26 protein-coding genes are annotated in these 22,696 nt (G+C 66.0%); 17 read left to right on the top strand and 9 right to left on the bottom strand.

What is annotated here, in order from left to right; translation table 11 throughout:
* Window positions 1-6 precede the first annotated feature (6 nt).
* Together HYG81_RS24100 and HYG81_RS24095 are read left to right on the top strand one after the other, a co-directional pair.
* Window positions 7-846, top strand: coding sequence for a metallophosphoesterase (locus tag HYG81_RS24100; protein ID WP_180842206.1), 840 nt, complete (start codon window positions 7-9; stop codon window positions 844-846).
* 120 nt (window positions 847-966) lie between these two features.
* Entirely contained in the window at window positions 967-1,788 is an 822-nt protein-coding gene (locus HYG81_RS24095; protein ID WP_180842205.1) for a hypothetical protein, read from the top strand.
* A gap of 41 nt (window positions 1,789-1,829) precedes the next feature.
* Here the strand turns inward: HYG81_RS24095 and HYG81_RS24090 are convergent, their stop codons facing one another.
* Both HYG81_RS24090 and HYG81_RS24085 read right to left on the bottom strand, forming a co-directional pair.
* Window positions 1,830-2,915: a YihY/virulence factor BrkB family protein gene (locus tag HYG81_RS24090; protein WP_180842204.1), complete on the bottom strand. Its 1,086-nt coding sequence runs from the start codon at window positions 2,913-2,915 to the stop codon at window positions 1,830-1,832.
* A 105-nt stretch (window positions 2,916-3,020) separates the two neighbouring features.
* Window positions 3,021-3,332: a hypothetical protein gene (locus HYG81_RS24085; protein WP_180842203.1), complete on the bottom strand. Its 312-nt coding sequence runs from the start codon at window positions 3,330-3,332 to the stop codon at window positions 3,021-3,023.
* Window positions 3,333-3,500: 168 nt separating this feature from the next.
* Here HYG81_RS24085 and HYG81_RS24080 point away from each other — a divergent pair, with 168 nt between their 5' ends.
* Entirely contained in the window at window positions 3,501-3,734 is a 234-nt protein-coding gene (locus HYG81_RS24080; protein WP_180842972.1) for a helix-turn-helix domain-containing protein, read from the top strand.
* A gap of 131 nt (window positions 3,735-3,865) precedes the next feature.
* On the opposite strand, the gene glnA is transcribed toward HYG81_RS24080, so the two are convergent.
* Together glnA and HYG81_RS24070 are read right to left on the bottom strand one after the other, a co-directional pair.
* Window positions 3,866-5,218 carry a type I glutamate--ammonia ligase gene (glnA, locus tag HYG81_RS24075; protein WP_180842202.1) on the bottom strand — a complete coding sequence of 451 codons (1,353 nt, stop codon included), beginning with the start codon at window positions 5,216-5,218 and terminating at the stop codon, window positions 3,866-3,868.
* A gap of 224 nt (window positions 5,219-5,442) precedes the next feature.
* Window positions 5,443-5,823, bottom strand: a complete 381-nt coding sequence (locus HYG81_RS24070) for a DUF8106 domain-containing protein (RefSeq protein WP_180842201.1) — start codon at window positions 5,821-5,823, stop codon at window positions 5,443-5,445.
* A 209-nt stretch (window positions 5,824-6,032) separates the two neighbouring features.
* Here HYG81_RS24070 and HYG81_RS24065 point away from each other — a divergent pair, with 209 nt between their 5' ends.
* From HYG81_RS24065 to HYG81_RS24055, 3 genes are all read left to right on the top strand, one after another.
* On the top strand, window positions 6,033-6,383 hold the full coding sequence (locus HYG81_RS24065; protein ID WP_180842200.1) for a thioredoxin family protein: 351 nt from the start codon (window positions 6,033-6,035) through the stop codon (window positions 6,381-6,383).
* Window positions 6,384-6,480: 97 nt separating this feature from the next.
* The gene (locus HYG81_RS24060; RefSeq protein ID WP_180842199.1) at window positions 6,481-8,004 is read left to right on the top strand and encodes a ribonuclease H-like domain-containing protein; all 1,524 of its coding nucleotides are present in this window, start codon (window positions 6,481-6,483) and stop codon (window positions 8,002-8,004) included.
* A 2-nt stretch (window positions 8,005-8,006) separates the two neighbouring features.
* Complete coding sequence (locus HYG81_RS24055) at window positions 8,007-10,583, top strand: DEAD/DEAH box helicase (RefSeq protein ID WP_180842198.1); 2,577 nt, start codon at window positions 8,007-8,009, stop codon at window positions 10,581-10,583.
* A 63-nt stretch (window positions 10,584-10,646) separates the two neighbouring features.
* Here HYG81_RS24055 and HYG81_RS24050 read toward each other — a convergent pair whose 3' ends face one another.
* The 5 genes from HYG81_RS24050 to HYG81_RS24030 all read right to left on the bottom strand — a co-directional run bounded on the left by HYG81_RS24050 (window position 10,647) and on the right by HYG81_RS24030 (window position 13,795).
* Entirely contained in the window at window positions 10,647-11,039 is a 393-nt protein-coding gene (locus tag HYG81_RS24050) for a hypothetical protein (protein WP_180842197.1), read from the bottom strand.
* Window positions 11,040-11,197: 158 nt separating this feature from the next.
* A complete protein-coding gene (locus HYG81_RS24045) occupies window positions 11,198-11,626 on the bottom strand; it encodes a hypothetical protein (RefSeq protein ID WP_180842196.1) in 429 nt (142 codons plus the stop codon).
* Between the two features lie 98 nt (window positions 11,627-11,724).
* Window positions 11,725-11,952, bottom strand: a complete 228-nt coding sequence (locus tag HYG81_RS24040) for a DUF8149 family protein (RefSeq protein WP_180842195.1) — start codon at window positions 11,950-11,952, stop codon at window positions 11,725-11,727.
* A gap of 449 nt (window positions 11,953-12,401) precedes the next feature.
* Window positions 12,402-13,361: a PGF-CTERM sorting domain-containing protein gene (locus tag HYG81_RS24035; RefSeq protein ID WP_180842194.1), complete on the bottom strand. Its 960-nt coding sequence runs from the start codon at window positions 13,359-13,361 to the stop codon at window positions 12,402-12,404.
* 239 nt (window positions 13,362-13,600) lie between these two features.
* Window positions 13,601-13,795, bottom strand: coding sequence for a hypothetical protein (locus HYG81_RS24030; RefSeq protein ID WP_180842193.1), 195 nt, complete (start codon window positions 13,793-13,795; stop codon window positions 13,601-13,603).
* 234 nt (window positions 13,796-14,029) lie between these two features.
* Between HYG81_RS24030 and HYG81_RS24025 the strand changes: the two genes are divergently transcribed.
* The 11 genes from HYG81_RS24025 to HYG81_RS23975 all read left to right on the top strand — a co-directional run bounded on the left by HYG81_RS24025 (window position 14,030) and on the right by HYG81_RS23975 (window position 22,466).
* On the top strand, window positions 14,030-14,416 hold the full coding sequence (locus HYG81_RS24025; RefSeq protein ID WP_180842192.1) for a DUF5789 family protein: 387 nt from the start codon (window positions 14,030-14,032) through the stop codon (window positions 14,414-14,416).
* Window positions 14,417-14,552: 136 nt separating this feature from the next.
* Window positions 14,553-15,164 carry a translation initiation factor IF-2 subunit beta gene (locus tag HYG81_RS24020; protein ID WP_180842191.1) on the top strand — a complete coding sequence of 204 codons (612 nt, stop codon included), beginning with the start codon at window positions 14,553-14,555 and terminating at the stop codon, window positions 15,162-15,164.
* Window positions 15,165-15,272: 108 nt separating this feature from the next.
* Window positions 15,273-15,914 carry an HAD family hydrolase gene (locus HYG81_RS24015; protein WP_180842190.1) on the top strand — a complete coding sequence of 214 codons (642 nt, stop codon included), beginning with the start codon at window positions 15,273-15,275 and terminating at the stop codon, window positions 15,912-15,914.
* Window positions 15,915-15,950: 36 nt separating this feature from the next.
* The gene (cbiB, locus tag HYG81_RS24010; RefSeq protein WP_180842189.1) at window positions 15,951-16,988 is read left to right on the top strand and encodes an adenosylcobinamide-phosphate synthase CbiB; all 1,038 of its coding nucleotides are present in this window, start codon (window positions 15,951-15,953) and stop codon (window positions 16,986-16,988) included.
* A complete protein-coding gene (cobS, locus tag HYG81_RS24005; protein WP_180842188.1) occupies window positions 16,979-17,743 on the top strand; it encodes an adenosylcobinamide-GDP ribazoletransferase in 765 nt (254 codons plus the stop codon). Before cbiB ends, cobS begins: the two co-directional genes overlap by 10 nt.
* Window positions 17,743-18,330: an NTP transferase domain-containing protein gene (locus tag HYG81_RS24000; RefSeq protein ID WP_180842187.1), complete on the top strand. Its 588-nt coding sequence runs from the start codon at window positions 17,743-17,745 to the stop codon at window positions 18,328-18,330. Before cobS ends, HYG81_RS24000 begins: the two co-directional genes overlap by 1 nt.
* A 2-nt stretch (window positions 18,331-18,332) precedes the next feature.
* A complete protein-coding gene (cobT, locus tag HYG81_RS23995; protein WP_180842186.1) occupies window positions 18,333-19,391 on the top strand; it encodes a nicotinate mononucleotide-dependent phosphoribosyltransferase CobT in 1,059 nt (352 codons plus the stop codon).
* Entirely contained in the window at window positions 19,381-20,436 is a 1,056-nt protein-coding gene (gene cobD, locus HYG81_RS23990; protein WP_180842185.1) for a threonine-phosphate decarboxylase CobD, read from the top strand. The genes cobT and cobD overlap by 11 nt, the downstream gene beginning before the upstream one ends.
* A complete protein-coding gene (locus HYG81_RS23985; protein ID WP_180842184.1) occupies window positions 20,436-21,239 on the top strand; it encodes an adenosylcobinamide amidohydrolase in 804 nt (267 codons plus the stop codon). The genes cobD and HYG81_RS23985 overlap by 1 nt, the downstream gene beginning before the upstream one ends.
* 368 nt (window positions 21,240-21,607) lie before the next feature.
* Window positions 21,608-22,087 (top strand): DUF8009 family protein, encoded by a 480-nt coding sequence (locus HYG81_RS23980; RefSeq protein ID WP_180842183.1) that lies wholly within the window; start codon window positions 21,608-21,610, stop codon window positions 22,085-22,087.
* Between the two features lie 142 nt (window positions 22,088-22,229).
* Entirely contained in the window at window positions 22,230-22,466 is a 237-nt protein-coding gene (locus HYG81_RS23975) for a hypothetical protein (protein ID WP_180842182.1), read from the top strand.
* Window positions 22,467-22,696: the final 230 nt, after the last annotated feature.

Genomic DNA, 22,696 nt, shown 5'->3' with positions numbered 1-22,696 from the left:
ACGGCGATGCGAGACGAATCCCGCCGTTCCGAACCCGGAACCGGGTCGACGCCCGCCGCCGTCGACCCCGTCCCCGGCGAACCGGCCGCGACCGCCACGATCGAGGGCGACCACGCGTTACTGCTCACTGACTACCACGCCGGCTACGAGGCCGGCCTGCGGTACGAGCGCGGCGTCGACGTTCCCAGCCGCGCGCCCGATCGCCGCGAGCGGCTGCTGGCGCTGCTCGAGCGCACCGGTCCCGATCGGCTGGTCGTCCTCGGCGACCTCATGCACTCGATCGGCGATCCGGGCGGGGCCGAACGCGGCGAACTCGAGGTGCTGTTCGAGTCTTTTGCAGGCGATCTCGAGGTCACCGTCGTCAAGGGAAACCACGACGGTCGGATCGAAACCTGGCTGGCGGACAGCGACGATATCGGGGCGACGATCACCGTGGTCCCCGGCGAGGGAATCGCGCTCGGCGATATCGGCGTCTGTCACGGGCACACCTGGCCCTCCCGAGCGGTCCTCGAGAGCGAGATGGTCTGTCTGGGTCACGAACACCCCTGCGTGCGACTCGAGGACGAAATCGGTGGGAGTCGCGTCGAGCGCGCGTGGCTGCGCGGCCGGCTCGATCCCGAGCCGTTCCGCGACCGGCCCGAGTACGAGGGGGTATCGTGGCTCGAGGATGCGGACGAAACCCCGCCGCGCGTGGTCGTCGTGCCGGCGTTCAACGACCTCGTCGGCGGAACGTGGATCAACGTGGCCGGGCAGTCGTTTCTCTCGCCGTTCCTGCCGACGGGGCTGGCCGGGGCAGAGGCGTACCTGCTGGACGGCACGCGACTCGGTCCCTACGAGTCGGTGTGACGGAACGGATCGGATTCGGTGGACGACTGCCCGCAATGATACAGCCTTGGGGAGACTCGAACATCGAACGCCAACGTATCATTCAGAAAATACTTAATTGCCGAAGTGATAGTCGTGCGTATGTCGTTTCGGCGTCCGTCGGCGCTGTTCTTTGCGGTCGCTACCGGTTGGTACGTCGGTTTGCTCGCCCTCGGAATAACAGGCCTCGCGCTGGGCGTCGGATACGTCACGCTGTGGCCCCTGACGGTCGGCGCGTGTGTCGACCTCCTCGCGGCTGCCGGCAGTTATACCCGCGCTAACCTCGCGCCGAGACTCGTCCGGATGCGCCTGCCGCATCTGCTGGCCGGAGTCCCGTTCGTCCTGATTTTCGGCGGGACACTGCTCCCCCTAGTTGATCTTCCGAAGTACGAGAGCTGGCTGACGACGTGGCTCCCCGAACTGCTCGTGATCACCGTTGCAGGTCTCGTTTTTTATTTCGTTTCGATAAATCGTCACGTCGCAATCCGCTACGAACGGGACTCGGTGGTGGTTGACTGGGTCGCGGAGCCGGACGCCCGATATTGTCGACTCGTTCGAGCGATCAGTGTCGGTATCGGTTGCGGGTGTTTGGTCCTCGGTTTCGTCGTCGATCTGATCGTCAATCCATTTCCCGGCATTGGCGGTGTATTGCTGGTCCAAGCGTTTCTCGCCGGTCGACCTCGTGAATACGTGCTTTTCGAAAGCGGGCTGTGCGTCCACCGACCGGGCACGATCAATTACCAGTTCGTTCCTCAGGGGCAGTTACGGTCGGTCGACCTCACGGACGATCGGCTCGCGATCCGACGCGGGTTCCCGTGGCCGTTTCCGATTCGATGTGCCACCACAACGATCAGACGACCGAGGTGGGTCGCGGACGAACTCACACGGGTACTCACGTCCACGCCGGTGGACGACCGCAACTGACCGTTCGCAAACGTTCACCTGAGTACGAGATCCTCTCTCACTTACGATTCCGAATCCGCATCGCCAACGACGAACTCGCCGTCCGCCGTCGACCACCTGAGTTCGATTCCCGTCCCGCCATCAATCGCCGGGAGCACCGAACTACCGGCGGTCACCTCGACCCTGTCCGGTACCGGGACCGTGACCGATTCGCCGTCGACGACGAACGTCATCGTACTGGCCGTCGACAGCTGGCGCTCGAGTCGCTCAAGCGCGACCGCGGGATCCACGGTCGCCTCCTCGCCGGCGTCCGGCGGTGACTCCTCGAGCGGGACGCCGCCGATAACCGGCTCGATGTTTACGTCGCGGCTCCGGTTCGAGAGGACGGCGTTGACCGCGACGCCGACGAGGAGCAGGAGGCTGCTGAAGTACAGCCACGTCAGGAAGACGAGGATACTCGAGAGGAACTGTCCCTCGGCGGCCGTGCTGCTGTACTCGAGGTAGAACCGGAACAGCGACTCGAAGACGACGAGGCCGACGGCGGTCACGGCCACACCGGGGACTACCTCCCGAACCGTCATATCCGGCTCGTCCGGGAAGAGATAGTACATCGGAGCCAACGCGGCCGCGATAGCGACGACGAGTCCGATGCGCTGGGCGATCCATCCGAACGTCGTTGCAGTCGACGGCGACAGCACCGATTCGATCGCGATGACGGCGACCACAACGGCCGCGATAGAGACGAAGACGAGGATGGCGTCGACGAACTGGTTCGTAACCGTGTTCTCGGACTCCGTTTCGTAGATGTCAGAGAAGGCCGCATCGAGGCTCCGGAAGATCCGCAACGCGCCCCAGACGAGGACGGCGATTCCGAGCGCCGACGCCTCGACCGAGGCGTTGTCGAGTTCGCTCACGAGTACCTCGGCTGCGCCCGGGGTGAAGGCTGCCTGCGTCACTGACAGCAACGCCTCCTCGAGTTGCTGGCCGCCCACTGCCGAGACTGCGGCCAGCAAGACTAACAACAGCGGGAGCAGCGAGACGAACGCGTGGTAGGCGATACTGCCCGCCATGAACGTGATCCGCTCGACCCGGATCTCGTGGAGAATCGCCCGGAGAACCGTCACTGTTCGGTCCGTGCGCTGGCTCATTAGTTACTGAAATTCACTCAGTCCGAAAAAGGATCGGACTTCCCGCCGCTTTCAGGTCCGACGATTCGATCTCGGCCGATCGGACACAGCAGTTTCCGCCGTCTCCTACCGCTGTACGGTTTCCGACCTGATTTCGTCACCGTCGCGCCACTGGTAGTAGTAGTACTCGGCTCCGTCGATTTCCGTCACCGAGACGCTCGCGTCCGCCGGGACGCCGTCGGGATACGTGTCGGAATCGTCGCCCGATGTTCCCCCCTTCTCACTGTCGCCCTGCTGTGTTTTCCACGCTGCCAGCTCCTCGAGATAGGCGCTCACCGCACGGAGCGTCGCCGCGTCTCGGTCGGCGAGTTCGCGGAGCGCGTCGCGCTCCATCCGATTCAGCTCCGGCGGCGCCGTCGGCCGTTCGTCCGCGGTCATATCCGTCGATGGGGACGGGGCGACCGTAAAACGTCGTTTTCCGCTCGAGATCGGCTCGCCAATTGCGCTTTGTGACGTGCTGACGCGGCTTGTATTGAGTCCTAGTATCCATCAGTACTCCATCCACGTGTAGATTTATATACCAGAACGAGGTCCGTTTTGATGACAATGCAAGCACAAGAACCCCTCCACGAAGCGCGTATCGATCCGGTTCCCGACGATCTCGAGTCGGCACAGGCGAAACTCGTCTACGTCTATCTCGAGGCGACCGGTGGCGCGACGACCGACGAGCTGGGGGAGAGCCTGTCGATGAAGAAAATCAACGTCCTGAGCGTGCTGAACTCGCTTTCGAGCGCCGGCTACGTCGAACAGGCTGGGTCGGCGTACGTCGTCGCGAACTGATCGTCGAACGGAGCGTCGGAGCCGACAGCCGAGTTGTTGTTCCCGCGAAAGTACGGTAAAAATCGTGTCTCGATGAGACGAATCGCCGTTCGCACGGTATGGTGGTCGTCGAGAGAGCCGTCGTCAGTCGGTTAGAACGTCTCGAGGTAGCGATCGAGTTCCCACTCGGAGACATCGACGAGGTAGTCCTCGAACTCCTGTTCTTTGGCCTCGACGAACTTCGGTCCGACGTGCTCGCCGAGCGCGCTGTAGATGACCTCGTCCTCCTCGAGGGCCTCGACGGCCTCGCCGAGGTTCGTCGGCAGCGTCTCGATACCGTACTCCTCGCGCTTCGCTTCGTCGAACTCGTAGATGTTCTCGCGAACCGGGTCGGGGCAGTCGAGATCGCGTTTGATCCCGTCGAGCCCCGCGTGGATGAGCGCGGCCAGCGCGAGGTAGGGATTACACGAGGGGTCGGGGAAGCGGGCCTCGACGCGCGAGGCGGCCGGGACGCGGGCCGCCGGTTTGCGGATCAGCGCCGAGCGGTTGCGATCGGACCAGGCGACGTAGACGGGTGCCTCGTAGCCGGGCACCAGTCGCTTGTAGCTGTTGACCGTGGGGTTCGAGATCGCCGTGATCGCCGGCGCGTGCTCGAGGATGCCCGCGATGAAGGAGTGAGCGGTCTCCGAGAGGTCGAACTCGTCGTCGCCGTCGTGGAACGCGTTCTCACCGTCCTCGAACAGCGAGAGGTGCGTGTGCATCCCCGACCCGTTGATGCGTGGGATCGGTTTGGGCATGAACGTCGCGTGCAGGTCGTGCTGTGCGGCGATCGCGCGGACGACGGTGCGGAAAGTGCCGACGTTGTCGGCCGTCGTCAGGGCGTCGTCGTACTCGAAGTTGATCTCGTGTTGTCCCTTGGCGACCTCGTGGTGGCTCGCTTCCACCTCGAAGCCCATGTCCTCGAGACCGTAGATGATGTCGCGGCGGACGTCGCTCGCGAGGTCTTTCGGCGCGAGGTCGAAGTAGCCGCCGTGGTCGCCCGTCTTCGTCGTTGCGCGACCCTCTTCGTCCTCCTCGAAGAGGAAGAACTCGGGTTCGGGCGCGGCGTTGACCGTGTATCCGAGGTCGTCGGCGCGCTCGAGGGCGTTCTTGAGAACGCGGCGCGGGTCGCCCTCGAACGGTTCGCCGGTGGACGTATCGATGACGTCGCAGATCATCCGGGCCGATGCGCCGTCCTCACGGTTTTGCCACGGGAGGACCGCGAACGTGTCGGGATCGGGCTTCAGTCGCATGTCCGATTCCTGAATGCGCACGAACCCTTCGATCGAGGAGCCGTCGAAGTAGATTCCCTCGGTGAACGCCTTCTCGGCCTGTCGGGCCGGCACGGAGACGTTCTTGACCGTCCCCAGAATGTCAGTAAACTGTAGCCGAAGGAAGTCGATGTCTTCCTCCTCGATTTCGTCCAGTACGTCTTCTTCCGCAGCGGTCAGGTTTCCGTTCGTCATCTTCTGCTCGCCTAAGCAAATGGATTCTACTATTAAAATTCTACTGTTGTGGGCGAATATACGCAAATAGGTTAGAAATTGACCGTTTGTAGTTTATAATATGGCATATTCGGAGAAGGGATGAGATCGGCCGAAAACAGGACGGGAAATTGGATATTCGTTTAGGGATGGCTCGAGCAGCCGATTCACTGGTCAATTACCGTCGCTCTCGTGACGACCGATCGTCACCCCGAGTGACGGGTGACTTGGTTCGTCGTATGCGCGTCTGAGCTCTCGGACGCCAGCGGTCGGACGCCGATCACTGCGTTGAGGCTCGAGAACCCCATGTCGAGGCTCGCCCGCCAGACGGTCATCGAGGTGCGGACGGCTCGCTGCCACAGCGTGAGCGGGCCGGCTACCGTTCGTTCGCGAGCCGGTTCGTTCGACCGCGGCCGTTTCGTGAGCGTGGTCTCGCAGTCGGGGCAGACGTACGCGACGTACTGGTCCTCCGACTCCAGCAACCAGTCGCCCTCGGCCGGGCTCGTGTGGTCACACTCCCAGCAGAACAGCGTCGCTTTCCGCTGTGTCGGCGCACCGTTCTCGTGAGTGGATGCGGGCTGGGTCATCGAGCATCGCTACGGTCCCCAGCTATAAAGTCACACTCCGGTAGCAATTCACACAAAGAAACTGCCCGATGAATCTTTCCTGCGAGACCGTCAACCGATCCGAGCAATGGCGTCCGTCCACGTGTCACGACCCACTCCGTCTGCGACTGGCAGCCCCGATGCATCTCAGCGTCCGTCAGGGGTTTCCGCGGACGACCCGTAGCGTGATCATGGCCACGACCAGCAAACCGAGCCGACTCGAGACCGGCGACGAACTCGACGACTTCGTGGACGCCCACGACGTGGCGCTCGTGGAGTTCTACACCAGCGGCTGTGCGCTGTGCCAGGCCATGGAACCGGTGCTGGGAAACGTCGCCCGCGCCACGGACATCACGATCGGGATGGTCAACCCCGGCGACGACATCGAACTCGTCGACCGGTTCGATATCCGGTCGGTGCCGACGCTGATCCTCTTCGAGGACGGGCAGGAAACCGCGCGGCTGGCGGAGGGGTTCCAGGGCGGCGACGCCGTCACCGAGTTCCTGGCCGAGCACGTTCCGAGCGCCGTCGACGCGAATTGACGCAGCCGGTGCGCTACTGTAGCACGCCGCCCCATTTCGCGATCGCCCTCGCTCGAGTCCGCGAACGCTTATCATCGCTCGCTCGTATTCCCTTTCTATGTCCGCCGAGGACGGTGCCGACCTGCTGGCACTCCGCTGTGACGCCGTCGCCGATCTGGATGACACAGCGCTGCGTGACGCACTCAGCTACTTCGATCCAGATCTCGTCTACGTCGTTCGCGAGTCGTCGGACGTCCGCGTCGTGAGCCGTCTCCGGCGCGCGTTCGACGGGCCGGTCGTCTCCGCCGGTGGCCCCGCCGACGTTCGGACGGAGACGGTCGCCGGTATCACGTTCGTCTTCGCGGGTTCAGTGGCACTGCTCGAGGACCTTCCCGAAGACGAGGAGACGCCGACCGCGGAGTACGTCGTCTGCGACGATATCGAGCCGACGACCGACGCCGTCATGCTGGAGGCGACCCTCGCCGGCCGCGAGTCGATCGCCCGCTACCAGTCGCGAGCGAGCGGGACCGCGAGCGTGCTGACCGGCGCGCTCGAGGCGAGTTACGATCACGTCTGGGAGCCGACCGTCGACGGCGAGCGGATCGAGATACCGGTTCGGGGAGTCGCACCGTTGCGCCGCTCCGGCGCGGCCGAACTCGCCTGTCTCACCTGTGACCGACGCGGTTCGGTGGCGGTCTCGTCGGCCCCGGCTGACCGGTTCGGACTTCTGGCGCTGTCCAGCGTCGGGCCGACCACGGCAGCGCGGCTCCGAACGAACGGGTACGAGACGCGCGCGGCCGTCGCCGAGGCCACCGAGACGGACCTCCGCGCGATCGACGGCGTCGGCGCGTCGACGGCTCGAGCAATTCGCCACAGCGCACGCTCGCTCGCGGAGTCACATGTCGTCCGTCGCACCGACGAGCCGGTTCCGCCGGCGGCCGAGACCGCGACGCCGCTGTTCGTCGACATCGAAACCGACGGGCTACAGCCGACAATTATCTGGCTGATCGGGGTCTACGATCCCGAACGCGACGCGTACGTCGACTTCGTCGACACCGATCCGTCCCGCGACGACCCGGGCGCGGTAACCCGCGAGTTCGTCTCGTGGCTGGCCGCCGAGTACGACGCACCGTCGCTCGTCGCGTGGAACGGCCACGCGTTCGACTACAAACACCTCGAGCGCTTCATCGCCCGCGACGTGCCCGAGTTCCGCGACTACTGGCAGGAGAACGTCTTCACGTACGACCTCTACGACTGGGCGGTGCGGCGCGAACACGCCGTGCTGCCGGGTCGAACGAACCGGCTCGAGGACGTGGCCGAGGCGCTGGGCTGTGACCGTTCGGGAGCCGCGGCGGCCCTCGACGGGAAGAGCCTCGCGGAGCGGATCCGGCGGTTGCTCGAGAGCGAGCGTCCATCGGTTTCTGGATCTGACGACGGCGCAGCCCCGACTCGGGCCGCGACGGGACCGGATATCGACTGGGCGGCCGCCCGGCAGTACTGCGAGGCGGACGTCAGGGAACTGGCCGCGGTCGCCGACGCGATCGCGGCAGCCCCGCTCGAGACGGGCGGAGCGCAGACGGCGGAAGGACAGGAGCGATCGACCGACGACTCGACGACGCAGACCGGGATCGCCGACTTTTGACTATGCCAACTGACGATATCGAGACGCTGACCGACGGGGAGGACAGCACCGGAGCGGACGGCCTCGCGCTGACCGGCGCGGAGCTACGCGATACGTATCCGTCGCGTCGCTACCACGGACAGCTCCACGAACAGTTCACGCTGCCGGCCGAGCCGGCCAGCCACGTTCCGGCCCGCGAGGTGTTGCCCGCCGACCTCGCGGCGACAATCGAGGTCGACCTCTGGAGCCACCAGGCCGAAGCGCTCGAGGCGCTGTCCGACGGCGAGAACGTCTGCGTCGCGACCTCGACGTCCTCCGGGAAGACCTACGTGTACGGACTGCAGATCGCGCGACGCTTTCAGGAGAATTTAGACGTGCGCGCGTTGCTCGTCTATCCGACGAAGGCGCTCAGCCGCGATCAGGAGCGGGAACTCAACGACCTCTTCGATTCGCTCGGGGTGGACGTCGCCGTCGGCGTCTACGACGGCGACACGAAACGCGAGGAGAAGTCCCGCATCCGCGAGGAAGCGAACGTCGTCATCACGAACTTTGCTGGACTGAACCAGTACCTCGAGGGCCACCACCGCTGGGCCGGGTTCCACGCGAACTGCGAACTGATCGTGATCGACGAGGCGCACTCGTGGACGGGAATCAGCGGGATGCACGCCGCTCGGATCCTCCGGCGCGCCCGGCGGCTGATCGACTGGTACGGCGGTAACCCGCAGTACGTGCTGACCACGGCAACGATCGGCAATCCGGCCGAACACGCTCGAGCGCTGACCGGCGAGCCGGCGACGGTGATCGACGAGGACGGCTCGCCCAGCGGTCGTCGACACCTCGCGTTCTGGGATCCGCCGACGGACGGCGGTGGGGGCGAGTACGAAGGTGGGAGTGATGGCGGTGACGGTGAGGGAGACAGCGACGGTAACGGTGACAGCGGTGATAGTGATACTGGGTGGTCGCCGAGCAAACGCCCCGCCACCGTCGAGGCTCCCGAGGTCTGGGCACACTGCTGCTATCACGGCGTTCCCTCGCTGCTGTTCTGTGATTCGCGCAAGCAAACGGAACTGGCCGTCGGGCGCGCACGGGAGCACCTCGAGAACCCCACCTTACCCTACCGGGGAACCGCCGACCTCGCGGCGTACAACGCGGGCCACGGGAAGCGATCGCGGCGGAGTACCGAGAACCGGCTCAAGAACGGAGGGCTCGACGGCGTCGCGACGACCAGCGCGCTCGAGGTCGGCATCGACGTCGGCGGGATCGACGGCACGATCCTCATGGGGTATCCCGGCTCCCGGCAGTCGTTCTGGCAGCGCCTCGGCCGCTCGGGACGCGACGAGCGCGAGGCGCTCTCGGTGTTCGTTCCCAGTCACTCGACGCTGGATCAGTATATCCTGCGCCATCCGGAGTACCTCCTCGAGGAGGAGCCCGAAAGCGCGGTCGTCGACCTCGCGAACAACCCGGTCTACCTCCAGCACCTGCGCTGTGCCGCCCAGGAACTGCCGTTGCGCCGCGAGGACGCGGACCGGTTCGGCGGGATCGAGAGACTGGAACAAGCCGTCGAGTACGGCCGACGGACGGGGGATTTCGAGGGCTCGCTCGAGGGCGGTGTCACGTACGCCCACCGCGACCGACCACAGAGCGAGCTCAATCTCTACGCCTCCGGCGGGAACGCCTTCGAGGTCCGACTGGCTGGCGAAGAGACCATCGGCCACCAGCCCATCGGCAAAGCGCGTGCGTACCGGGACTACCACGAGGGCGCGACGGTCCTGTATCAGGGCGATCAGTACGAGATCGTCGAACTGCGGGAGGACCGCCCCCAGCCGTTCGTCACGCTCGAGCCGGTCGATGTCGACTACTACACCCAGTCCCAGCGCCGGACGACGATCTACGACACCGAGGTCCGCGAGTCCCGCGACGTCGGCCCGTTCCGGCTCAACTGGGGGTACGGCACCGTCACGGTCCACCACGACACCTTCATGAAACGGGAGATCGGGACCGGCGACGTTCTCGCAGTAGGGCTCGAGACGGGCGTCCCGCCCCTGGAGATGCGGACCCAGCTCTGCTGGGCCGAAGTGCCCGACGATGTCGAACGGGCGGTGACGTCCGCCCACAGCGACTATCACAACGACGAGTGCGAGGAGCTGCCGCCGCGACTCCACGGCTACCTCGGCGGCATCCACGCCATCGAGCACGCGATGATCGCCGTCGCGCCCCTCGAGCTGACGGTGGACGCTGCGGATCTCGGCGGACTCGCGACCAACCGGCTCCCCGACGGGACCGACGCGAGCGGCTGGTTCATCTACGACGGGGTCGAGGGCGGACTGGGCTTCTCTCGGCGCATCTACGAGGAGTACGAGGCAGTTGCCCGCCGGGCGCGGGATCTGATGACCGACTGCCCGTGCGGGCGCGACGAGGGCTGTCCCGCCTGTCTCATGGACGACCGCTGTGGCAACGACAACCGGCCGCTGTACGCGCCCGCGGCGACGGACGTGATCGACGCGCTGCTCGGCGAGTGCGATCCGGCCGCGTTGCTCTCAAAGTCGGAAACCGATCCCGACGACGGCACCGAGCGTCGGCCACCCGCATCGATTTCGTAGCCGTGACGGGCGGCGGAAAATGCGACCGAGAACGGATTCGATACGGGCGCGTCGATCCTACTCCTACTTGTCGGCCTCGAGCTCGCTCGGATCGAGCTCGTCCGCGAGGTAGCGTTCCCCCAAATCGGACACCTCGTAGACGCCGGGCATGTGTTTGGTCAGGAGCCCGTACTTGGTCAGTTCGCGGCATCGATAGGCCGCGTACTTGGCCGGAGCGAGTCCCTCGTCGTCGATCTGGGTCGGCTCGAAGGCGTCTTCGGACTGGAGGAACTCGAGGATCGGCTTATCCGCGGGTTCCATCCACTCGGCGTCCGTTTCCGCTTCCGTTTCCTCGGTCGCGTCTGCGTCCGTTTCCGCATCCGCGTCCGTTTCGCTCTCGGATTCGTCGGCACCGGTTTCGGGGTCGTCGGTTCCGGCCGCTGGCTCCGCCGGATCGTCGGTCGTCGAATCGTCCATACTGAAAGGAACTGCCTCCTCGGAGGAATGTGTTTCCCAATCGCTCGAGGCCGCGTCAATCCGATGGGCCCCTTGTCTTCGAGCCGAAACCCCATACCGTCCTTTCGAGCGGCCACAGGACGAGATCGAGAGTGACCGGCGGGGCCCGGTGTCGACTGTTATCGTTCCGGCGCGGCGTAATCGACGTGAACGTTCGGGGTCGTCGCCGGTTTATGGCCCGTGATTCCGCGATCGACGAACGTGACGTCGGTCAGATCGCCGGTAAATCGGAACGTCACCGTTCCGGTCTCGATCGTCCCCTCGACAGTAGTCCCCGAGAGAATGGTCACGTTCGCTTCCCCATCTTCGTCGGCCAGTTCGATCTCACCGTCGACGGTGAGTTCGAAACTCGAGGGCGTTCCCTGTCCAATTATCGTCAGCGCGTTCGGCCGGTCGCCGTTCGCATCGGCAGCGTTCGACATCGGTCCCGTCGCCGCGATCGTCGCTGTCGCCGGCGTTTCGATGGGAATCGCTGTGCTGTCCTGGTCTGGGGATTCCGCGCCGACACGGCTATCGTCGGCGTCTCCCGTTGCGTTCTCACGTTCCATATGGTGGACAGAGTCGAGTATACCAGTATAAACCTTCTCACTGAACTAACGGTAAGAACCGGTGAAATATAAGCTCACAGGTCGGATTTCGACGGAATTTACTGATCGCCCTCGAGGAGTCCGAGATCGGTAGCGGCGAGGTCCGCGATTCGGTCGGCGATGTCGGGATCGACCGCAGCGACGTCGTCGCCGTCGTGGAGCTGTTCGTTATGTCGGTCGATGGCGTCGGCGAGCTCCGACAGGGGGACGCGAGAGGTCGTTTCACAGTCAGGACAGACGACCGGGACGCGTGGGGCGCCCTCGTCCGACTCGTTTGTGTTCGTCATTTGTCGTGTATCTCGCGGCGATCGTCAAAACCTAATTGGTTTGGACTCCCGTCCGACGCAGTCGTGTATCGGCTCATCCGGCGTTGATAGCTCGTCGACAGGAGCTCTTCTGGTATGGTATACCAACACAAACATCACGGCTGACCCGGTCTATCGGTTCGTTTTCGTCGCTTCCCGGTGCCGTCGGCCAGCAGTATTATAGTGGTTGGGTCGAACGCTCTGATAGACGGGGGTACGACAGTCTGTCAGTGGGTCATTCCGCTCGATTTGGTCACCCCGTCACGACGTGCGAGGAACTCCATGGTTCCCGGCTACACCCGTAGCCGTTCCCTGTCTTTCTCCGAGCCATCGTTTCTGTGAGTGAGAAGGAGGGCTATCCGCGGTCACTCTCCGCGGTGAACGTGTCGGGAGTGGACTCTGACTGATTCAGACGTGGCGTCGATACAGCCTCACCCCCAGTGTCGAGCGAGGGCGGCGACTGACAGCGCGACGACGGCCGCGAGTACGCCGAACCCGGGCATCTCGTCGTCTCCTCCGTCCCCGTCGGACTGCGTGTCGGCTCCCTGCTGGGAGTCGTTCGAGTCGTTCTTCGCCGGCTCGGTCACGTTCGATCCGCCGGGCTCGAGTCGCTCGTCGGCCGGTGCGTCGAGTTGCAGGACGACGACGACCTGTCCGTGGGAGGCTTCGGTTTCGTAGGTCCAGCCGCCGCCGGCGTCCGCGTACGGCTCCGCGGCCGCGACCGGGTCGATGTCCGTGTCCCAGCCGTTCCCTTCGGGTACCTGTTGAATGTAGCCGGCCACGTCGATCCGGTCGGCGTGCTCGCCGGAGAGCTTCGCTTCGCCGTATTCGACGGTCGCGTCTTCCGGGAGGCCGTGCAGCTCGATGCAGTGGGAGTCCATGTAGCCGTCACCCTGCGCGATGTCCGGGTTGGTTCCGAACTGGTCGGCGTCGAGCGGCCGTTCGTAGTTGTCCGTCATGGGGAAGTCGACGGTCATCGGGTCGGCATCGGAGTGCCAGCGCGTCACGTCGTTCGTGGGGATCGTTACGGACGTGTTCGGAACCGACTCGCCGACGACCGGGTCGCCGTTTTCGTTGACCAGCGTGACACAGACTTTCCCGGAGCCGTCTCCGAGGTACGGACTGCGGTACTCGTCACGCGGGTTCTCGTAACTGACCCAGCTACCGTCGTTCGCCGCCGCCTCGAAGTAGGGATCGCCCGGCTCCGGTGCGGGTTCGACGTACGCTTCCTCCGAGACGTTCTCGTTCGAATCCGGGCCGACAACGCCTGCGGACGTGCCCGCTGCACCCGTCGCGACGAGACTGGCGATCACGACCAGGCCCAGCCCGATGGTGAGGAGACCGCGACGTCCACCCGGGAACGGCCCTTGCGGCCCTTGTTGTCCCGACATGGTTACTTCACGTCCCCGAGTTCGACTGCCGAGATACCGATCGTTCGACTGTTCCACGACGATGACTGTCGTCGAAGTGTACTGGTCATCGAACGTGGATACCGGGTTCCCCGTTCTATATATGAGCCGCGTACTCCTGGAGTAACGAGTTGCTACGTATAGTAGGCAGCCGTTTGGGCCTTGAATCGGTCACCGAACGCCTGCTACTGGGCAGCCGTGGATCGTCTCGTTCGAAGCGGTTATTCGTCTGTCTCGTCGAGGGACGGATCCGAGAGCGATCCATCGACTGCCGAGAAATCCGTTCCACCACACCGACACCCGTCCCTGCGACCGATCGGGCGAAGCTTGTCTTCGGACAGCTCGAGCGCCGCGTAGAGCGACCCGCACTCTTCGCACGCGGCGATCGTTCGTCGATTCTCGTCACTTTCGTCCATCTTGTCACTGTTACCTCGGAAAACGGATCACAAGTATCCGCTGTGAGGAATCGAGTGACATCGTCGGTGTCACTTCGATCGAAACAACACCGCCAGCGAGCTCGATCGGGATGGTCGTCCCGGAGTTGGTGGCATCGAATCGCGTCGGGAGCAGCCGCAATTGACAGCCGTTCGCCACGGGCCCCCGCGAGCGCCGGCCAGCCGCTTTTCCGCCGGGTCGCGATACCACCATCTATGAGCAACGATGGCCCCGACCACGACCGCGTGCAGGATCGCGCCGAACAGCGCAAATCCGAGCGGGCCGATCGCACCGAATCGATCCTCGAGGACATCGAACGCCACCTCGGCGAGATGGAGTACCCGGTGACCAGCGAGGAACTCGCCTCGGAGTACGCCGATCAGCCGATCGACATGCCCAACGAGACGGAGTCGCTGGGCAGCGTCTTCGATCGGCTGGCGGACGAGGAGTACGACTCCCCGGAGGCAGTCCGCGAGGCCGCCTACGGTGAGATTACCGGCGAGGCCGGGAGCCCCAACGAGGCGAACGCCGAACGCGATCTCGACGAACTGGACGAGGAGAAACAGGGATCGCTCGGCGAGAGCGGGGGAAGCACGTACTGAGTCGGCGGGATATCGCGGTATCGACCGCTTCCCCAGTATCGCCGTCACCGAATCGCTCGCTGCCCCGCTATCGCTTCGCCGCCGGGTATATTGTGATAGCAGAACGGATTTACGTGCTCATCACCTGTTCTCGCGTATGGATTACGAAGCGAGTCTCGACCGAGCGATGGAGGACGTCCCCGATATCGGGGGCGACGAAGAGCGGTTACAGATTCCCGACCCACAGCCCCAGAAGGACGGCGCGTTTACGCGCGTAACGAACCTCGACGAGATCGCCGACGTGCTCTCCCGAGACACGGAGCACCTCCACCGGTTCATCCAGCGCGAACTGGGGACCAGCGGCAAACTCGAGAACGGCCGCGGCCGGTACAACGGGACCTTCTCCCAGACGGACCTCAGCGCGGCAATCGACGCCTACGTCGACGAGTACGTCCTCTGTTCGGAGTGTGGCCTGCCGGACACCCGCCTCGTCCGCGAGGACCGAACGCCGATGTTGCGCTGTGACGCCTGCGGTGCGTTCCGGCCCGTCACCAAGCGCTCGACCAGCAGCCAGCAGCAACAACAGCAAGACGCCGTCGAGGAAGGCCAGACCTACACGGTCGAAATCACCGGCACCGGCCGCAAGGGCGACGGTGTCGCGGAGAAAGGCAGCTACACGATCTTCGTCCCCGGTGCCGAGGAGGGCGACGTCGTGGAGATCTATATCAAGAACATCTCGGGGAACCTCGCGTTCGCCCGACTCGACTGAGACGGATTCGAGTCCGCGCTCGTTTCGCTCGAGCGGTCTACTGCGCGACGTACCGACCCACACTGTCGGACCGAGGAATTAAAGTCAGCTTGTTCTAATCACAGTTCCATGGCCGTATCGTTCGATCTTTTCGGAACGCTCGTGACCGCCGACCGGCCGGACGATCCGGCCGCGGCCGTGGCGACCGAACTCGCCGAGCGGGACGTGACGGTACCCGACGACTGGGGCGACGCCTACGCGGAGCCACACGTCGATGCGCCCGACGGTGCGGAGGTTCCGCTGCCGGCCCACGTCTCCCGTGCACTGGCGAGTCGCGGCGTCGACTACGAGCACAACGCCGCCCGACGGGCCGTTGTCGCGGCGTTCGATCCGGCCGTCGAGACGAGAGCCGGCGCGCTCGAGGCGGTCGACGCCGCTCGAGAACGCGGCCCGGTCGCGATCTGTTCGAACTGCAGCGTCCCGGAGCTGGTCGGTCGAACGCTCGTCAGATCCGACTTCGAGCGCGCCGATTTCGACGTGATCGTGACGAGCGTCGGCTGTGGCTGGCGCAAGCCCGCTCCTGAAATCTTCGAACTGACGGCCGAGGAACTCGGGGTCACCACCGAGGATCTAGTCCACGTCGGCGACGATCCGCAGGCCGACGGCGGAATCGAAGCCGTGGGCGGAACGGCGCTGGTGCTCGAGGACCTGTCACTCGGGGACGTCCCGAAACGGCTGGCCGCGCTGGCCGAACGCCGCAGTCATGACTGAGCAGCGAATTTCTGCCGACGGCATGGAGGCGACGCGGTGCTGACGACGCTTTCGGTCATCGGGCTCGCGGTCAGCCTCGACCTCCTGATTGGCGAACCGCCGACCGCCGCCCATCCGGTGGCGTGGTTCGGCCGGCTCGTCGACGCCCTCGACCGGAAGTGGAGCGGGACCGAGCGCGGCCAGCGGGTAGCCGGCGTCGCGCTCGCCGTTTTCGCCCCCCTCGTTCCCGCCGGTATCGCCGGCGGTGCCGTCCTCGCAGCGACGACGGCTCATCCGCTAGCTGGCGGGATCGCCGCCGCGCTGATACTCTTCCTGACGACCAGCCTGCGCTCGTTGCTCGAGCTCACCGCGGACGTCGTCGCAGCCACCGATACCGACCTCGAGACGGCTCGCGAACGGGTCCGCGGACTGGTCGGCCGGGACACGTCGACACTCTCGGCCGGCGAACTTCGCAGTGCGGCCGTCGAGAGCGCGGCCGAGAACCTCGCTGACGGACTCGTCGCGACCTTACTTCCGTTCGCGGTACTCGCACCGGTATCGTTGCCGGCCGCCGCGGCGGTCGCCGCATGGGTCAAGGGCGTCAACACGATGGACTCGATGCTCGGCTACCCCTCGAAGGCGGTCGGTACCGGGAGCGCGCGGCTCGATGATCTCGTCATGTACCTGCCCGCTCGGATCGCGGCCGGTGCGATCGCCGTCGCCGCGGCCGACCCGCTCGCGCTCGGTCGCGCCCGACAGTGGGCGCGCGTTCCACCGTCGCCCAACTCCGGCTGGCCGATGGCGACGCTCGCTTGCGCGCTCTCGGTTCGGCTCGAGAAGCCGGGCGTCTACGTGCTCAATCCCGACGCTGCCCTCCCGACGCTGGCGGACGGCGAGCGAGCCGTCTCAGTCGTCGGGCGGGCGGCCGTCGTCTCGGTCGTCGCCGCGGTCGTGCTCGCGGTGATCGTTTCGGAATTCCCCGGGCTCGAGTCCGCCCGCGGAGCAGTCGGCGAGCTCGTACTCGCGGTGATCGGCGGGTCGGAGAGCGTCTCGGTCCTGCGACGGACCGCGGAGGTGAGCGCGAAATGGCGGTGACCGATCGCTGGATCGGTGCCGTTCGCGGCGCGCTCGGGTTCCTGACGCGGCTCCCGATCGGCCACCGCGACGGGGACTGGGACGCCTTCCGAGCGACGCCGGCGGCGTTTCCGATCGTCGGACTCGTGGCGGGTGCGCTGGCGGCGATCCCGCTACTCGCCGCGGGGACGCTCGCAGCGCCGACCGTCGCGCTGGGATACCTGCTGTCGGTGTACGCCGTGACGGGGATCCACCACCTCGACGGCATCGCCGACCTGGGCGACGCGCTGGTCGTCCACGGCGACGCGGAGCGACGACGCGAAGTACTGAAGGACACGACGACCGGCGTCGGTGCGCTACTGGCGGTCGCGATCACCGTCGCCGCACTGGCGCTCGGTGGGCTCGGACTAGCGAGCCTTCCCGTCCGCGCGGCGGTCGGCGTCGCGATCGGCGCCGAAGTCGGAACGAAACTCGGGATGGCCGCGATGGCCTGCTTCGGCCGCGCCGCGTCCGACGGGATGGGCAAACGGTTCACCGACGGGGCCACTGCAGGCTCGTTTCTCGTTCCCGCAGCTCTCGCCCTCGCCGCAGCCGCGGTCGTCTGGCCACACCCCGGCGCGGTGGCCCTCTGTGGTGCCGTTTCCGGAATCGGACTCCCCTGGTACTGGGCGAACCGCTACCTCGGGGGGATCAACGGCGATATCTTCGGCGCGGTCAACGAGATCGGCCGCGTCGCCGGCGTTCATCTGGGGGTGATCGCGTGGACGCTGTTGTGATGTGTGGTGGGGAAGGCACCCGCCTCGAGAGTCCCCACGAAAAGCCGCTGCACCCGATCGAGGGGACGGCGATGGTCGATCGCGTGCTGGCCGGACTCCGGGAGAGCGAAATCGAGACGATCTACGCCGCCGTCTCGCCGAACGCGCCGGCGACGCAGGCGCATCTCGAGCGAGCCGATGCTGCGACGACGATCGAGACGACCGGCGACGGCTACGTGGCCGATCTGATGGCCCTCCTCGAGCGGCCCGAACTCGCGCCGCCGATTCTGACCGTCGCCGCGGACCTGCCGCTGCTCGAGGGGCCGGTCGTCGACCGAATACTCGCGGCTCACGGCGACAGCGCCGCATCGCGGACCGTCTGCGTTCCCGCGGCCCTCAAACGGCGCCTCGGCGTTAGCATCGACGCGCGACTCGAGCCCGCAGACCACCTCGCGCCGACCGGGGTCAACGTCGTCGGCAAAACGGACGATTCTACGACCATGACAGACGTACGCTACGATCCACGACTCGCGGTGAACGTGAACCGACTCGAAGGCGCCCGCGTCGCGGCCGACCGACTGCAGCGCCGATCCGCGGAGGGACGGTAACGATGCGGCTCCTCCTCCCCGCTGGAACGACCGAGACGGCGCTGATCGACGGTATCAGCGCTGCCGGGGCCGCCCCGGAGCTGATGGAACACACGCCCTCGGCGGACGTTGAGATCCTCGAGTACGGGGAACCAGTTATGTCGCCGGTGACGCCAGTGAGTCCGAACGGCTGTCCGACGCCCGCCGCCGTGACCCGTGCGGTTCGGGAGGTCGTCGGCTTCGACGCGTCGGTGATCGACGCGGGACTCACCCAGTCGACGGCCGCGCCGACGGTCGACCTCGACGCGGGGCCCGGCGGCGACATCCGCGAATCGGTGGCCGTGCCGGACGCGAAAGCGACCTTCGACCGCGCGTACGACTACGGCGCGAGCCTGCCGGACGACCGGCTCGTGATCGGCGAGACGGTCCCCGGCGGGACGACGACCGCACTCGGGGTCCTCACCGCGCTCGGCGAGCCCGCCGGCGTCTCCTCCTCGCTGCCCGAGAACCCGATCGAGCGCAAGCGCCGAGTGGTCGACGAGGCGCTCGCCGCGAGCGACCTTGAGCCGGGCGACTGCGAGAACGCGCCGCTCGAGGCGATCGAAGCCGTCGGCGATCCCGTCCAGCCGACGGTGACCGGGATCGCGGCCGGCGCGCTCGAGTCGGGGACCGAGGTAACGCTGGCTGGTGGGACCCAGATGATCGCCGTCGCGGCCCTGTTACGTCACGCCGGGATCGACGCGCCGCTGTCGATCGCGACCACCTCCTTCGTAGCCGACGAGCAGGGGAGTCAACTCGCGGACGCCTGCGAGCGCTTCGACTGCGAGCTCACCGTCACCGATCCCGGCTTCGACGAGCGCGATCACGTCGCGATGGCGCGCTACTGCGCCGGCGAGGCCAAGGAGGGCGTCGCGATGGGCGGCGCGCTCTCACTGGTCCCCGAGGGGCGGATGGGCGAGGTGAGGGATCGTCTCGAGGCGGTCTGTGCCCGACTGGGTATCGAGAGCGAGGACGCCGGTGAACCGGGTGCCGAAAACGACGAAACCGGGAGCGAGCCTGCAGAGGGGAGCCGTGGACCCTGATTCGATCCGGACCGCAGAGCGGGTCCCCCACGGCGGCGAGACCGATCGCGACCTGCTGGACTTCTCGGCCAACACCAACCCGCGCACTCCCGAGGGCGTCGCAGACGTGTACGCTAACGCACTCGAGGAGTCCCGCCGCTATCCGGACGACGACTACCCGGACTACCGGGCCGCCGCGGCGGCGTTCGTCGGCTGTGAACCGGCCCGGGTGATCCCCACTCCGGGCGGACTCGCCGCGATTCGGTTGGCGATGGAAGTCACGCTCAAGCCGGGCGACGAGGCGCTACTCCCCTATCCGAGCTTCGGCGAGTACGCCCGCGAAATCGAGCTGCAGGGAGCGACACCGCGGTTCGTTCGCTACGACGAGCTATGCGAGATCGGACCGACCGTGCTCGAGGCGTCCGCGCTCGCGGTGATCTGTACGCCGAACAATCCGACGGGGGACGCGATCGATTCGGACGCGCTCGCGGCGTTTGCGGCCCGCTGTGCGGACGCCGGCACGACGCTCTTCGTCGACGAGGCCTTCCTCGGTTTCACCGACCGCTCGTCGGCGGCCGAACTCGAGCGGGAGAACGTTATTGTCGCCCGCTCGCTCACCAAACTGTTCGGCCTGCCGGGGCTGCGCGCCGGCTTCGCCGTCGCGAGCGGCGAGCAGCGGGACGCGCTCGCGACCGCCCGTCGGACGTGGTCGCTCGGGACGCCGGCCGCTCGAGTCGGGGCGCACTGCCTGCGGCGAGACGAGTTCGTTCGCGACACGCGCGAACGCGTCGCCAGCGAGCGCGAACGGATGCGCGAGGCGCTCGAGCGGCGATTCGACGTCCACGAATCGGACGCCCCCTATCTCCTATGTGACGTCGGTGATCGCGACGTCTCCACTGTGATCGACGACGCACGAGCGGACGGTGTCGCGATTCGTGACGCGACGACGTTCCGCGGACTCGATTCTCATATCCGGGTTGCGGTCAAGGACCGCGCGGCGAACGACCGGCTGCTCGCGGCGCTCGGCGTTGACAATCGTGAGGCCGACGACCGCGAAATCGACTGATGACTGAACCGAACATGGACTACGATGCGATCCGACGGGACGGCGTCCTCCGAGTCACTCGACCGGAGACCGAGTGGCTCTCGACCGGCTGGAGCGGTGGCCGCTGTACGGCAGACTGCGCGTACAACGTCTCGGTTCCCGAGGGCTGGGAGCGGACCGATCTCGGGACGTACGTCGACGAACGCCTCGAGCGGGCGGGGTTCGAGCCGACTGCCGCGGACACGGCCGGACCGGCCCTGCTAACCGGCGTCGACATCGCGGACGCTCGCGGCGCTCGTCTGGGTCCGGTGACGGCCTACGCGACCGCGGGGATTTCGAATCCTGCCGCGCTGCCGATGGATCCCGAGCCCGCCGAAGCGGCTGATTTCGACGGGCCAGCGGCGGACGAATCGGCGCTCGAGCAGGGCCGAGGGACCGTCAACGTCATCGTCGGGACGACGCGGGCCCTCGCGCCGGGCGCGTTGGCGAATCTGATCGCGGTCGCCGCGGAGGCGAAGGCGGCGACGCTGCTCGCCGAAACCGGGTTTCCGGGCACGACGACGGACGCGATCATCGTCGGCCACGATCCGTCGGGGTCGCCGGCGGCGTTTTCGGGCAGCGGCACCGAGGTCGGCGCGGCGACCCGTGCATGCGTCCGCGACGCGATTCAAGCATCGCTGCGCGTCCACTACACGGACAGCGACGTCACCCTCCCGGAATCGCTCGCGGACGCGGCGTACGGCGTTTCCACGGACGATCGCGCCGAGGTCTTTCGACCGGAACTCGAGCCGGGAGCCGACGACGATCGCGTTGCGACGGAGTGACTCGAGGCCCGCCTCGAACTGACGGCTTCCATCGAACGAGTTCCGTACGAGTCACCACGGATGCTCGAGATCCAATGATCGAGAGCGGGGTCCTCTGTATCACTCCAGACCAGCCAACCGGCGTGCGGTGGCGCGCGCTGTCGGCCGGCCGAACGAGAGTGAGGACGGTCGATGACATTGCGCGAGGGATGAGTGAGCGCCGCGAGGCGCGAACGAATCGGCTGGGGAGGGCGTGGTGATTCCCTGTTACCACGATAGCAGGACGCCTCGTCTCCCACGATCCCATCAGTAACCCACTGTTCCATTCACGGACGTCGAACACGTTCGAATCCCGGCAGTTAACCGGCCGCGCGTGCAATCCTCGGCCAATGGTGGAGGATGACGATCCGTCAGTCGACGCCGACGATCCGTCAGCAATCCGCTCGATCGCGCTCTCGCCGGACGACGCCGTCGACGCCTACGCCTACAGCCGGGAGAATCCGGGCGAGGCCGTCCTTCGAGTAACGCCGCCGTTTCACGGCCGAATGCGGGCCCGCATCCACGTCTACCGCGTCGACGACACCGAACTGACCGGCGCGGTCCACCTCTCGCCCGCCGACGTCATCGCCGAGGACGTCGTCGCCGAGTATCCGGACCTCGAGTCGGCACGCGCGGAGGCGGACGACGACTCGGACGCGGACGACGACTTGGACGAGGCCACTGACTCGGAGGAGGCTGATCGGATTCGTGAACGCCACGCCGAGGCCGTCGAAGCGTGGCGGGAGCGGGCCCGCGAGGCGATCGTCCAGACGGTCACGCTCGAGACCGACGACGGCTCACACCGCGTCGAACTCAAGACGCTCGGATAGCGATCGGTCGACCGACGAGTGAGCGGTGACTGCTGCTGTGACCCCCATCACAGTCCCGTTTCACCGAACGGGACTCCGTCCCGTACTTTCACTTTCACTCCGGACGGATCGGTTTGACATACTATCACTCCAACTGAAACGTATGTCACTGATCATTGAGGGGGCAAACGAACGGATCGATCACGACGAAGGGAGTAACCGACGCGACCGTCGCTCGACTGTCGACCACACGAACCGAGCGACCCAACAGCACCAACGGATCGACATCACCGATCTGCACGCCGCGGGGATCGACGAATACGTCCGCACGAACGTCGAGACCGACGACGTCTCGCTCGAGCACCGCGGCAGCCGAACGTACCTGCGACTCGAGGAGTGAGCGACGACCCCTCGGACGACGACGCGCTTGCGGTCTGTCCAGCGTTCACACCGCAGTCGGGGCAGCAGCCGAAACATTGCGGTCGGGACAGCAGCCGAAACAGCGCAGTTGGAATACGATAGTCCGGCGACCCTGGCACTATTCTCGCGGCACGGAACAACGACCAGTTCGATCTGTTTCCCGTTCTCGATCGGTCGGAATCGGAACCTGTCCCCTGTAGCATTTTCCGT

It is taken from the genome of Natrinema zhouii, from assembly GCF_013456555.2.
Lineage (GTDB): Archaea > Halobacteriota > Halobacteria > Halobacteriales > Natrialbaceae > Natrinema > Natrinema zhouii.
This window is presented reverse-complemented; position numbering and strand designations above follow the sequence as displayed.